This window comes from Roseovarius litoreus (assembly GCF_900142765.1).
GTDB classification, from domain to species: Bacteria; Pseudomonadota; Alphaproteobacteria; order Rhodobacterales; family Rhodobacteraceae; genus Roseovarius; species Roseovarius litoreus.
Map to the genome: position 1 here is coordinate 77657 of NZ_FRCB01000007.1, position 11900 is coordinate 89556.

The following is an 11900-nucleotide window of genomic DNA, read 5'->3' on the forward strand; positions in this document are numbered from 1 at the left end:
GTCTGCACATGTCTTTTTCCATCTCCGGCAAGACCGCCATCGTGACTGGCGGCGCCAACGGGATCGGGCTGGCGATCGGTCGGCATTTCGCGGACAAGGGCGCCAATGTGATGTTCGCCGATATCGACGAGGCGCATCTGATCAAGGAACTGGGCGAGAATGACGAGGACAGCAATATCCGCTATTTCGCCGGTGATCTGCGCGAGCGGCTGACGCTGGCCAATCTTTTGTCGGCCACGATAGATGCCTTCGATCAGGTGGATATCCTCATCAACGCCTCGCGGCAGATCATGCCCTCGGATGCGCTGGACCCCGATGACGACGCGATCGAGGTGCTGTTGCAGCAGAACCTGATGATCTCGCTCCGGCTGAGCCAGATGGTCGCCAAGCGCATGATAAAGCAGGCCGAAGGGCAGGACGAGGGCGTGGCCGGCACGATCGTCAACCTGTCGTCGATTGCCGCGCGGCGCACGCATCCCAATTTGCTGGCCTATTCGGTGTCGACCGCGGCGCTGGATCAGATGACGCGCAGTCTGGCGGTGGCGCTGGCGCCGCACCGCATCCGGGTCAACGCGGTGGCCTTCGGATCGGTGATGAGCGCCTCGCTGCAGGACACGTTGCGGGACAATCGCGATTATCGCGCGGATATCGAGGATCACACGCCGCTTGGGCGCATCGCGGCGCCGACGGAGCTTGCCGAGACGGTGCAATATCTGGCAAGCGACGGGTCATGTTTCATGACCGGGCAGATCATGACGGTGGATGGCGGGCGCTGCCTGCTGGACCCGGTGGCGGCGCCGGCGCATTGAGATCAGGGACAGACCGGGAGGAACGGGGATGAGTGGCGAGATGCTGGAGGAAAAACAGCGCGCGGCGGCATGGTTTCGCCAGCTGCGCGACGAGATCGTGGCGGCCTTCGAGGGGTTGGAGGACAGCCACGCGGCCGGTCCGATGAGCGACGCGCCGGCGGCGCGCTTCGAGGTGACCGAGACCAAGCGCAGCAGCGACGATGGCTCGGATGCGGGCGGCGGGCTGATGAGCGTGATGCGCGGTGGCCGGGTGTTCGAGAAGGTCGGCGTGAACGTCTCGGAGGTCTATGGCAGCCTTGGTGCGGCGGCCCAGCAGGCGATGGCGGCGCGCGGCGTGCCGGGGATGGAGAGCGATCCGAGGTTCTGGGCCAGCGGCATCAGCCTTGTGGCGCATATGCAGAACCCGCATTGCCCGGCGGTGCATATGAACACGCGGATGTTCTGGACGCCGGGTGCGTGGTGGTTCGGAGGCGGCTCGGATTTGAACCCGTGCCTCGAATATGACGAGGACACGGCGCATTTCCACGCGACGCAAAAGGCGCATCTGGACCCGCATGACGAGGCGCTTTACCCCGCGCTCAAGGCCTGGGCGGACGAATATTTCTATGTGCCGCACCGCAACCGCGCGCGTGGTGTCGGCGGCATCTTCATGGATGATCGCAACACCGGCGACTGGGAAGCGGATTTCGCGCTGACGCAGGATATCGGGCGGGCCTTCCTGCCGGCCTATGTGCCGTTGGTGGAAAAGCGCCGGGTTCAGGACTGGAACGAGGCCGACAAGGACGCGCAGCTTGTGCATCGCGGGCTCTATGCGGAATACAACCTGGTCTATGACAGGGGCACCAAGTTCGGGCTGGCCACGGGGCATGACGCGAATGCGGTGTTGATGAGCCTGCCGCCCTTGGCGAAGTGGACCTGAGCACGGGCTTGTCGGCCCTGATGGGGCTGGGCTTGTCGGCCCTGATGGGGCTGGGCTTGTCGGCCCTGACGGGCCGGCGCGCGGGCGGGAGGCCCTAGGCGCAGGGTCAGGGTCAGATTCAGGGACGGTCGCGGCCTTGCTGGCGTTCGAGCTGTTTGGCGGCGCGATCGGCCAGCGGGCCGGTGCCGTTTTTCCAGCGGCGGTGAATCCAGAACCATTGGTCCATGTTCTGGCGCACCTGCGCCTCGAGCCGGTCATTGACCTCTTGAGTCATGGTCACGGCGTCGGTGGCGCGGATCGGCTCTTCGACGATGACCCGGAAACTCAGCCCGTCGGGATTGCGGATCGCCCAGACCGGCACCAGCGGCGCGTCGAATTTCAGGGCAAGCTCGGCGGTGGCCAGCGAGGAGAGGGCGGGCTTTCCGAAAAAACTGAGCGGGACACCGTCCAGCGCGTTGAGATCGGTCAGGATCGCCAGAACCCCGCCGGAGCGCAGATGCTGTACCATCTGGCGCATGCCGCCGCGGCCCTGCTGGAACATCGGTGTGCTGAGCATTTCCATGCAATGCGTGTAGCGCCGGTTGTAGAAGGCATTGGCCATCGGGCGGTAGAAGATGCCCATGTCGAAGCCCTGCGCCACGAGGGCCACGCGGGCCGCGTGAAAATTGCCGAAATGCCCGGTCACGAAGATCACGGGGCGGCCTTCGGCACGGGCGGTGCGGATCGCCTCGAGCCCGGGGCCTTCGAGGGGGATGTCGCGGGTGCGGGCGATGAATTCGGGCGTGGAATGCAGCTCGACCATGTTGCGCCCGGCATTGTCGGCCACGGCGCGGGCGAGGCGCTTGACCTCGGCCTCGGGAAGATCGGGCAGCACATGGTCGAGATTTTCGCGCACCCGCCGGTCATAGCCCGCGATGGGCGCGATGATCCGCGAGGTCACCCAGCCCATCACCGGCACGCGCCAGCGATAGGGCAGCACCCGGGCCAGGGCGATGGGCGCGTAGATCGCGAGGCCAAGCCCGGTGTCGCGCCAGCGGCTGACAAGGGAGGGGGGAGAGGGCGTGTCGGTCATCGGGTCCATGTGCAGGGCAGTCGTTGGCCCGCAGACATATGCCGCAGCGCCCCGGATCACAAGCCGATCCGGCGCTCAGGGGGTGTGGGCGGCGGCGGTCACGGCTGCCGCGGCAGGCCGGTGCCGATCATCGAATCGCGGGTGACGAGGGCGGCGAGGGCGTCCTGGTCCATCCCGTCCGTGCCCGAGGGGCGCGCGGGCAGCACGATATAGCGCATGTCGGCGGTGCTGTCATGCACGCGGATGGTGGTGCTGTCGGGCAGGTCGAGGCCAAACTCGCGCAGCACGGCGCGCGGCTCGCGCACGGCGCGCGAGCGGTATTCGCGGGTCTTGTACCAATCGGGCGGCAGGCCCAGCAGGTTGCGCGGATAGCACGAACAGAGCGTGCAAACGATGAGGTTATGCACGTCTTCGGTATTTTCCACGGCAATCAGGTGCAGCGGGCCGATATCGAAGCCCATCTCGCGGCTGGCGTCGCCGGCATCAGCCAGAAGGCGCGCGCGAAAGTCCGGATCGACCCATGCACGGGCCACGACGGCGGCGCCATTGGCGGGGCTGCGGGCATCCATCCTGTCGATCTGGGCCGAGACCTGATCGGCGGTCAGGTGACCCTTTTCGATCATCAACTCGCGCACGGCGATTTCCATGCGCTGCCAATAGCTGAGCGGTGCGTCGTTATCGGCGCGGTAGGGATGGCCCGAGGGGCTGAGCCCGCCGTGATCGTGATCGTGGGTATGGTCGTGGTCGTGATGGTCATGCGGCATCGCGTCAGACCCTTTCCAGCCAATGGGCGTAGATTTCGGCGTCGAGCGTATCGGAGGGGCGTTCGGCGGCGTCGCCCCAGATCTCGGACATGGTGAAGCGCACGCGGTAGAGCGGCTGTTCGGGGGCGGGCAGGCCATAGGCCAGTTGCTCGGGGTTGGGGAAGGGGCCGAGCGCGCGTTCGATCACGCCGGTCTTGCCGCGCAGGTAAGAGGGGGTGCGCACATGGCCCGGCGGCATCATCGCCTTGACGCGGACACGCTCAGCCATGGCTGGCCCCATCGGTACCGGCCTCTTTCTGGGCGGCGGCATAGGTGGGGCCGCGCGCGGCGATCTCGTCCATGCGCTGGCCCAGCTCTTCGAGCGTGTAGGCGCCGGTTTCAACCAGGTTCTGGTTGATGGCGGCGATCCACCGTTCGTAATAGCTCATGGTTTCGAAGGCCTCTTCGCCCATGTCCTCGAGCGCGCGGCGCAGGCCGTCGACGGTGAAGAATCCCGCGCCTGAGCACAGCACCATAAGCGCATCGACGCGCTTTTCCCAAAGGGCGAAATCATGTTGATCGGCACAGATCGGGCCTGCGGATTGACCGCCCATGTCGTGCCAGCGTTTGCCAGTTGTATCGCTCATGAGCGGCAGGGTAAGCGCGGATGCGGGCGCTGTCCAGTGGCTGCTTGGGTCAGGGATAAAGCGCGATCCGGGCGATGGCGATATCGGCCTGAAACGCGCGCCCGATGGCGACGATGCCGATGCGGCGCAGCGTGGCGGGATCGAAGGGCGCATCGACGCGGTGGGGGGTGACATCCGAGAAGGGCAGGCGCAGCGTGCTCCATTGTGCAGGGGCGGTGAAGGCAAGGCGGTAGGATTGCCAGGGGCGGATCACATCGGCGGTGCGCAGATGCAGGTTGTAGCTTTGGTCATTGCCGAAAACATCAAGCTCGACCCCGGTGAAGGCGCGCGCATCGAGCGCAGAGCCATCAGGGCGCAGATCAAGCGCCATTTGTAGAAAGCCGCCGTTGTTTTCAAGGCTGACCGATCCGCTGAGGCGCAAGGCCATGCGCCCGTCCAGCGTGGTGCGGGTGAGGGTCCCGTCCGAGACGCCGCCCATCACGCGGTCCGACACCAGCTCCCATGTGGTGCCGAGCGGGGTGCGGGGTGCGGGGCAGGAGAGATCGTCGAGAATGAGGGGGTGCGCGGTCATGCCGGCAAGGTAGGGCCCGGGCGCGGCCCTGTCCATCTTCGGATCATCCGCGGTGTCAGGGGGTGGCATCCTCGTCGGTGTCGGAGGGTTTGATGAGGGTCAGCTCGCCCGCCGCCTCGAGCCGGCGGATAGCGTTGATGACCTGGGTCATCGCGGCTTCGGCATCGCGGGGTTTGACGCTGCCCAATTCCTCGATCTCGTCGCGCAGGGCGTCGGCCATGCGTTTTGACATGTTGTCGAGGATGAAATCCGCGACGCCCGAGAGATCGGCGGCCATGTCGCCCTTGAGCGCGCCCGAAAGGGCGGTGACCAGCAGTTTCTGATCCACTTCGCGGGTGACGCGGGGGATATCCATCGGGGCGACCCGTTCGGGGATGTGCACGAAGGTGAAGATCGCCTTGCGCACCAGCCGGGCGAAATCCTGATCGGTTTCGTCCAGCCCGGTCAGCAGGTTGTCGCGCGTGGCGGCGGCCGAGACGTTGAGGATCGCGCCGACCCGTTCCACCGGCCCGTCATCGAAGGCGGTTTCGGGCACATCATGCAGTTGCGCGGCCAGCGCAAGGCCGATCCGGTCCACCGCGGCGGGCGTCACGGCGCCGGTGCGCGACACGGCACAGGTGATGCGACGGGCCTGATCGCCGGGCAGGCGCCCCAGGAGATCGGCGGCGCGTTCGACATCGAGTTTCGACAGCATGACGGCGGCCACCTCGATGCTTTCGCGACCGAGAATGCCCAGCAGATCATCGGGGCTGGCGGCGCGGACCTGTTCCCAAGGGTCGCCGAATTGCCGCACGCCGGCTTCCTTTCTGAGGCGGGCGGCGGTTTGCGGGCTGATCCGGCCATCGAGCGCCGAGAGCGCCCCGGCCACGCCGCGCGGAAAGGTCAGGCCCATCGCCTCAAGCTCGGCCGCGAATTCGGCGACCACATCGGCGAGCGTGCTGCGGTCGACATAGCGCATGGTGCCCATCTGGGTGGTCAATGTGGCCTGCAGCGCATCGGGCAGATCGGTGAGCGGCACATCGGCGCCTTCATTGAGCAGGAATCGCACGATGATCGCAGCCTTCTGCGCCTTGGTCAGGCGCGCGGCGGCGGGCCGTGCCGCACGCGGCGGCGAGAGGCGCGCAAGCTGTGTCTGGGTCATCCGCCTGTCCCCCGTTCAGGTCAATGGCTGAAGCCTAGATACAAGGGATGAAGAAAGGGCTAAGGCAGGCCGAATTCGAAGGGGGATGCGCCCGTATGAAACGGGGCGCCGCAGGGCGCCCCGGACAGGTTCGGAATTGATGATTGCCGGTCAGCTTGTGGTCTGGGGCACGCAGGTTTTGGTTGCGCTGTCCCAGGTCGCGCCATCGGCGCAGGACATGGCCTGCTGCTCATGCTTGCCGCATCCGGCCTGCACGGACATGGCCGAGGCAAGCGTGAGGGCGGCGGTGGTCAGAACGATCTTCGCTTTCATCTTACATCTCTCCTGTTGCACTCAACCAGAGGATAGCACGAGTTTGCCGTTCGGCAAAATCCGGAATCGCGCCGGACGCGCGAAGGGCGGCCCAAGCGAGCCGCCCTGCCTGAAAATCGGGCAAACGGGATGGGATCGTCAGCTCTCGCCGAAGACGCGCGCGAAAATCGTATCAACATGCTTGGTGTGGTATCCGAGATCGAATTTCTCGTTGATCTCGTCCTCGGAGAGGGCGGCGCGCACCTCGTCGTCGGCCAGCAGTTCCTCGCGGAAATCGGTGCGGTGATCCCAGACCTTCATCGCGTTGCGCTGCACGAGGCGGTAGGCGTCCTCGCGGCTCACACCGGCCTGGGTCAGCGCCAGCAGCACGCGCTGCGACATCACGAGGCCGGGGAATTTATTCATGTTGTCCAGCATGTTCTGCGGATAGACCAGCAGCTTGTCGATCACCGAGGTCAGGCGGTGCAGGGCGAAATCCAGCGTGATCGTGGTGTCGGGGCCGATATTGCGCTCGACCGAGGAATGGGAGATGTCGCGCTCGTGCCAGAGGGCCACGTTTTCCATCGCGGGCACCACCGCCATGCGCACGAGCCGCGCCAGACCGGTGAGGTTTTCGGTCAGGACGGGGTTTTTCTTGTGCGGCATCGCCGAGGAGCCTTTTTGCCCCATGGAGAAGAATTCCGCCGCTTCGAGCACTTCGGTGCGCTGCATGTGGCGAATCTCGATGGCGACATTCTCAATCGACGAGGCGATGACGCCAAGCGTGGCGAAGAAGGCGGCGTGGCGGTCGCGGGGGATGACCTGCGTCGAGATGGGCTCGGGCTCGAGCCCGAGCTTGGCGCAGACATGCTCTTCGACGCGGGGGTCGATATTGGCGAAGGTGCCGACAGCCCCCGAGATGGCGCCGGTGGCGATCTCGGCGCGGGCCTGTTGCAGGCGGCGCTTGTTGCGGTCCATCTCGGCGTAGAAGCGCGCGAAGGTCAGGCCCATGGTGGTGGGCTCGGCATGGATGCCGTGGCTTCGGCCGATGCGCACGGTATCCTTGTGCTCGAACGCGCGGCGCTTGAGGGCGGCCAGAAGCCCGTCCATATCGGCCAGAAGGATATCGGCGGCGCGGGTGAGCTGCACGTTGAAGCAGGTGTCGAGCACATCCGAGGAGGTCATGCCCTGATGGACGAAACGCGCCTCGTCGCTGCCGACATGTTCGGCCAGATGGGTCAGGAAGGCGATGACGTCATGCTTGGTTTCGGCCTCGATTTCGTCGATGCGGGCCACGTCGAATTCCACGTCCTTGGCTTTCCACACCGCGTCGGCATTGGCACGGGGGATCACGCCCAGATCGGCCATGGCGTCGCAGGCATGGGCCTCGATCTCGAACCAGATGCGGAACTTGGTTTCGGGCGACCAGATGGCGACCATGTCGGGGCGGGAATAGCGGGGAATCATGTGACGGGCCTTTGCGTATCCTGTAACGGTTGTCGCGGGTTTAGACGGATGGGCGCCACGCGGCAAGCAGATGGCGGAGGATGGCAAGCGATTGACCGGGCAGATGACGGATGAAGCGCCGAAGGGCCGCGCGCGCAGGCTGGCCGATTTCGAGGGCCGCTGGCACATGACGCGCCATATCGTGCAGGCGGACGGGCCGGAGGCCCGGCTGGCGGGCATGGCCACATGGCGCGCGGTGCCCGAGGGGCTCTTGTGCGAGGAGGCGGGACGGCTGCAGATCGGTGACCAGCCGGCGGTCGAGGCGCGGCGCAGCTATCTTTGGCGCGACGATCTGACGGTGTGGTTCGAGGATGGGCGGTTCTTTCACCAGGTGCCGCTTTGGGGCGGCGAGACCGGGCATTGGTGCGATCCCGATCAGTATGACGGGTGTTACGCGTTCGACGCCTGGCCCGTCTGGCAGGTTGTCTGGCAGGTGAAAGGCCCGCGCAAGGGTTACCGCATGCGCACCGAGTATCGCCGCGCATCGGGTGGTTAGAAAATTCGCGAATTTTCGTGGGGGGCGATTTTTCTGCGAAAAATCGGCTGGTCTTTTGGGGGGTGGTGTTTCTAAACATGCGGGCATGACAGGCATATTCCAGACCCGACTGCCCTATGATGCCATGGCGCCGCGCCCCTTGCCGGGGATCCAGCCGCTTGATCCCGCGACATGGTTGCAGGTGGACGACGCTTTTGCCGCGCAGATGGCCGAGCGTGCCCGGCTGTTGCGCGATCGGCGCGATGATGTGCTGGCCCTGCGCCCCGAGGGGCACGCGGCGGCGGATGAGCTTTTGCAATATGTACTGGACTGGTTGGCAAAACATGGCGAGGGTTACAGTATTTCTGCAAAAGAAGTGACGCGACCGGATGGCGCGCGGATCCCGCTGGACCGGGATGATCCGATGGGTACGCTGGGGCATCTGGTGCAGGAAGACCTGTGCCTGATGGAAAAGCGGGGCGATGAGCATGTGCTGACCGCGGCGGTGCTGTGTTTTCCGGCAAGCTGGCGGCTGGCGGACAAGATCGGCCGGGCGCTCACCGCCATCCACGTCCCGGTGCCGGAATATGACGAGGGTCTCGCGCGGCGGGTGCAGCGCCTGTTCGACGGGGTGCAGGTGGATCGGCCCTTGTGGCGGTTCAACGCGCTGCGCTATGCGCGGCCCGACCTTTTCCAGCCGCGCTCGCGCATCGCGCCAAAGGATCTGGCCGAGGCGGATGCGCGCTATCCCTATCTGCGCTCGGAGCGGCAATGCGTGTTGCGCCTGCCCGAGACGCGGGCCTGCGTGTTCTCGATCCATACCTACATGCTGCAGGTGGGGGAGGAACCGGGCTGATCCGAGGGGTCAGGTCGACAGGGGCGCCATGTCGCGCAGCATCGTGTAGACGAACATGAAGGCCCCCACGGGCGGCACGTAGAGCATCATGGTGAGGGCCAGCGCGTGAATGGTCAGGCGCATCGGTTTCGTGGGCTCCGCACGCTGGCCCAGCCAGTGCGTCAGGGCGGCGGCGGGGGGCTGCATGGGCAGCGCGTCGATCCCGCGCTCGTCGTATTCGTACATCGTGTCGTCCCGTCCCGAGATGTCCCGGGTGCCCACGAGCCTGTCGCAGCCCGGCTCCGGCTCGGGCGTTGGCCTGACCGGCGGCGCGGTGTCACAGGGCGTATGCGCGGTGTCGCGCAGCAGATCGAAGAGCGAGTCGATCAGGTCCGGACCGACCTGCGCATGTGCTTCGCCGCGCATCACGGATCGGGGGGGCAGGACCTCCTGCATCCGCTCGGCGATCTGATCGGCGATCTGGCGGAAGGACGAGATGATGAAGGGGGGCTGGCGGTCCTGATTGGTTGGACCGACGGCTGCGATCACGTGCCAGGCGCCATCATCCTCGTCGGGTGGCAGCCAGCCAAGGGCCACGCGCACGTAGTCGCGTTCGATCACCGCGATATCGTCGCAATCCCAGATCAGAGCCCGTGTCTGGGCGTCGACGAGGTGGAATGCGAGGTCGAACTCCTCGACGATATCGTGGAAGTCCATGCGCGGACATGCGCCATACTCGAAACCGACAACATATCCTTGGGTCTGCATGAGGATCCCCCCGACCTGCCCGTTCATGTATTGGTTCACGGCCGAGTAAAGCGCTCAATCATGCTGCTAAATTGATCGAAATGCGGCAGAAAGGTGACTTTCGGGGGAGACGGGTCAGGGCCGGTCGATCCGCGCGGCCATGATCGCGATCGCCTTTTGGTAGACGCCTGCGGCGTTCCATTGCTGGATCACGCGGAAATTGGGCTCGCCCTCCTGATAGCCCGCGCCGGGTTGCCAGCCTTTCTGGCGCAGGAAATTGGCGGTCGAGGCGAGCGCATCGGCGAGATTGTAGAGGTCGACACGCCCGTCGCCATTGGCATCGACGCCGTAGGTGAGCGCGTTGCCGGGCAGGAACTGGGTGTGGCCGAGCTCGCCGTGTTTGGCGCCGCGTGTGTCGGCAGTGATCGTGCCGCGATCCACCAGTTTGAGCGCGCCGATGGCGTGGGGGATGAAGAAGTCGGAGCGGCGGCAATCATAGGCCAGCGTGGTGATGGCCGAGACCACGGCGCTGTCGCCCATGAAGCCGCCAAAGCCGGTTTCCATGCCGTGAATGGCGATCAGCACGCCCGCAGGCACGCCGTATTGACGCTCCAGCGCGTCATAGAACGCGGCGTCGCGGGCCTTGCGTTTGCGCCCTTGGGCGATGATCGTCTCGGCGCCGCGGACCTGCATGAACTTCTCGAGCGTGTAGCGGAAGCTTTTCTGGTTGCGGTCGGCGGCGATGGTGCGGCTGGCATATTGGGCGCCGGCAAGGGCGCGAAGGCCGGGCTGGCCCACCCCGGCGCGCGCGGCTTCGGCGGCGAAGGCGGATTTCCAGGCGGCGAAGCCCGCGCCGTCATTGCCGCAGGCTGCGGCCTGAGCGGGCAGGGGGGCGAAGAGCGCAAGGCTGCACAGACCGAGCGGAGCCAGAAGGCGGATCATCAGAGGGCGGGTTGGCATGACATCCTCGGGACAAAACGGACCAAGTGAAAGCTTAGCGGAGCATCGGCTGTCCACAAAGCCAAAATCAAGGAGCGCACAGGGCGGTGCAGCCCGGAGGCCAAAGGCGGACCGCGTGCAAGGATGGAACGGAGCAGTGCATTTTCGAGAAACGCTTCAGAACAGAAGCGATTGCACCGCGCTCATCGCCTGGGCCGTGGTGCCATAGGTCTGAAAGGCGATGAAGGGTCCGGTGAGAGCCGCCGTCTGTGAGGCGAGGCGGGGGTTTTCACCCTTGATGACGGTGATCAGCAGAAGTGCCAGCCCAACGGGCAGCGCCAGAAGGACCACGGCATAAGTCATCAGCCACGCAGAAAGGCGCTGCAGGTCGCTGATGGGTCGGATCACCTGTCGGGCCTGAGGGGCATTGTCCTCGGCGTCGATGCGGCACAGGAAGTCGCGCAAGTCCTGCCGGGTCGCCTCGGGCGGGGCTGTGGGCTTGGCGAGAGGGTGAAGGCCGGGATCGGGCGCGGGATCGACGCGCGGAGCGGTGGTGCTGATCCGGGGCAGATTGGCGGTGATGAGATCGAAGTCACCGCGCGACATCAGGCGGGTGTCGCCGACCCACCGGATGTGATCGGCATGAAGCAGGCCATGCAGCGCCTTGAGCACATGGGTCACCACCATATCGTGGCTCAAGCCGGAGGGATCGGTGCCGAAAGGCGCGCAAGACGCGGTCAACGAAAGCTCGAGGCTGATGCCCGGCTGCGGAGATGCGTGCTCTGGCGTGGTTTCGGGCCTTGTCCGCAGACGCATCACGTGCCGGGATGTGGCGATTTGCGCCGTCCCGTCAGACAGGATGCGCAGACCGGAGGGTGTGTGCCCCAGGCTGTCGAGCGTCGCGGCGGCATGCCGCGCGCTGCGCGTCATGTCGATCTCGCGATCGCTGGAAAACACCAGCCCCGCGGTCAGCCGGGAAATCTGCTTCGTCATATCGTTGCCTGTCGTTGGGGGCGCACTGCGAGGACAAGTCTGGGGTGCGATATGGGGCATGGTTTGGTTGAATTGCGAAAACATTGGGGCAATGCACACTTTTTGCGTGCATTGTTTCCGATCCGGGGATTGTCACCGGGGGGCACCGCCCGCCAGCCACGGCGCCGGGCCTTTGGGTGCAATCACGAAAATGCGCCCCCTCCGGCAGAGGG

Annotated in this window: 15 protein-coding genes; 4 read left to right on the forward strand and 11 right to left on the reverse strand. The window is 65.6% G+C overall.

Annotated elements, in window-relative coordinates:
- The first annotated feature begins 8 nt into the window (after nucleotides 1–8).
- Nucleotides 9–809: an SDR family NAD(P)-dependent oxidoreductase gene (locus F3H35_RS13715; RefSeq protein WP_149780126.1), complete on the forward strand. Its 801-nt coding sequence runs from the start codon at nucleotides 9–11 to the stop codon at nucleotides 807–809.
- A 28-nt stretch (nucleotides 810–837) separates the two neighbouring features.
- The gene (hemF, locus tag F3H35_RS13720) at nucleotides 838–1728 is read left to right on the forward strand and encodes an oxygen-dependent coproporphyrinogen oxidase (protein WP_149780127.1); all 891 of its coding nucleotides are present in this window, start codon (nucleotides 838–840) and stop codon (nucleotides 1726–1728) included.
- A gap of 118 nt (nucleotides 1729–1846) precedes the next feature.
- On the opposite strand, the gene F3H35_RS13725 is transcribed toward hemF, so the two are convergent.
- From F3H35_RS13725 to purB, 8 genes are all read right to left on the reverse strand, one after another.
- Nucleotides 1847–2809, reverse strand: coding sequence for a lysophospholipid acyltransferase family protein (locus F3H35_RS13725; protein WP_149780128.1), 963 nt, complete (start codon nucleotides 2807–2809; stop codon nucleotides 1847–1849).
- Nucleotides 2810–2898: 89 nt separating this feature from the next.
- Complete coding sequence (gene nthA / locus F3H35_RS13730; protein WP_149780129.1) at nucleotides 2899–3564, reverse strand: nitrile hydratase subunit alpha; 666 nt, start codon at nucleotides 3562–3564, stop codon at nucleotides 2899–2901.
- 4 nt (nucleotides 3565–3568) lie between these two features.
- Nucleotides 3569–3832, reverse strand: coding sequence for an SH3-like domain-containing protein (locus F3H35_RS19145; protein ID WP_149780130.1), 264 nt, complete (start codon nucleotides 3830–3832; stop codon nucleotides 3569–3571).
- Nucleotides 3825–4190 carry a nitrile hydratase subunit beta gene (locus F3H35_RS19150; protein ID WP_262975133.1) on the reverse strand — a complete coding sequence of 122 codons (366 nt, stop codon included), beginning with the start codon at nucleotides 4188–4190 and terminating at the stop codon, nucleotides 3825–3827. The genes F3H35_RS19145 and F3H35_RS19150 overlap by 8 nt, the downstream gene beginning before the upstream one ends.
- Before the next feature lie 49 nt (nucleotides 4191–4239).
- Complete coding sequence (locus F3H35_RS13745; protein WP_149780131.1) at nucleotides 4240–4761, reverse strand: CIA30 family protein; 522 nt, start codon at nucleotides 4759–4761, stop codon at nucleotides 4240–4242.
- A 55-nt stretch (nucleotides 4762–4816) separates the two neighbouring features.
- Nucleotides 4817–5902, reverse strand: coding sequence for a flagellar motor switch protein FliG (locus F3H35_RS13750; RefSeq protein ID WP_149780132.1), 1086 nt, complete (start codon nucleotides 5900–5902; stop codon nucleotides 4817–4819).
- Nucleotides 5903–6052: 150 nt separating this feature from the next.
- Nucleotides 6053–6214, reverse strand: a complete 162-nt coding sequence (locus F3H35_RS18890) for a hypothetical protein (RefSeq protein ID WP_007813611.1) — start codon at nucleotides 6212–6214, stop codon at nucleotides 6053–6055.
- 138 nt (nucleotides 6215–6352) lie between these two features.
- Nucleotides 6353–7660 (reverse strand): adenylosuccinate lyase, encoded by a 1308-nt coding sequence (gene purB / locus F3H35_RS13755; protein ID WP_149780133.1) that lies wholly within the window; start codon nucleotides 7658–7660, stop codon nucleotides 6353–6355.
- A 103-nt stretch (nucleotides 7661–7763) separates the two neighbouring features.
- On the opposite strand from purB, the gene F3H35_RS13760 reads away from it, so the two are divergent.
- Together F3H35_RS13760 and F3H35_RS13765 are read left to right on the forward strand one after the other, a co-directional pair.
- Nucleotides 7764–8195, forward strand: a complete 432-nt coding sequence (locus tag F3H35_RS13760; protein ID WP_223228420.1) for a DUF6314 family protein — start codon at nucleotides 7764–7766, stop codon at nucleotides 8193–8195.
- Between the two features lie 85 nt (nucleotides 8196–8280).
- Nucleotides 8281–9030: a heme-dependent oxidative N-demethylase family protein gene (locus F3H35_RS13765; RefSeq protein ID WP_149780135.1), complete on the forward strand. Its 750-nt coding sequence runs from the start codon at nucleotides 8281–8283 to the stop codon at nucleotides 9028–9030.
- A 9-nt stretch (nucleotides 9031–9039) separates the two neighbouring features.
- Here the strand turns inward: F3H35_RS13765 and F3H35_RS13770 are convergent, their stop codons facing one another.
- The 3 genes from F3H35_RS13770 to F3H35_RS13780 all read right to left on the reverse strand — a co-directional run bounded on the left by F3H35_RS13770 (nucleotide 9040) and on the right by F3H35_RS13780 (nucleotide 11688).
- Complete coding sequence (locus tag F3H35_RS13770) at nucleotides 9040–9777, reverse strand: hypothetical protein (RefSeq protein WP_149780136.1); 738 nt, start codon at nucleotides 9775–9777, stop codon at nucleotides 9040–9042.
- Nucleotides 9778–9891: 114 nt separating this feature from the next.
- A complete protein-coding gene (locus tag F3H35_RS13775; protein ID WP_149780137.1) occupies nucleotides 9892–10698 on the reverse strand; it encodes a lytic murein transglycosylase in 807 nt (268 codons plus the stop codon).
- A gap of 174 nt (nucleotides 10699–10872) precedes the next feature.
- On the reverse strand, nucleotides 10873–11688 hold the full coding sequence (locus tag F3H35_RS13780) for a hypothetical protein (RefSeq protein WP_149780138.1): 816 nt from the start codon (nucleotides 11686–11688) through the stop codon (nucleotides 10873–10875).
- Nucleotides 11689–11900 lie beyond the last annotated feature (212 nt).